Origin of the sequence: Micrococcus sp. GbtcB5 (assembly GCF_019091605.1) — a bacterium.
GTDB lineage: Bacteria > Actinomycetota > Actinomycetes > Actinomycetales > Micrococcaceae > Micrococcus > Micrococcus luteus.
The window spans coordinates 1-233 of record NZ_JAGXJK010000545.1; the positions used below are offsets into that span (position 1 = coordinate 1).

Genomic DNA, 233 nt, shown 5'->3' on the forward strand with positions numbered 1-233 from the left:
CCCCCACCCGCCGCCTCGGTTCCGGGCCGCCACGTGGGGGCGGGCAGCAGGGCGCACCCGTCGGCCCGCGGGTCCGGGCCGGCGAGTTCGACTGGATGCCGCCCGTGGCCGTCGCGGGCGTCGTGCAGCACGGCGTCCACGCCGGCGCGGGGCTGCGCGGCCACCGTCTCGGGCCGCCTGCCGGCCAGGGGGGCCATGGCCGTCAGCCGGGCGGGCACCTCGGCGGGGGTGGT

Annotated in this window: 1 pseudogene; it reads right to left on the bottom strand. The window is 82.8% G+C overall.

The annotated features are described in order from the left end of the window. Positions 1-197, bottom strand: a pseudogene (locus KVS67_RS13435) (pilus assembly protein CpaF); the annotation flags it as partial. Positions 198-233 lie beyond the last annotated feature (36 nt).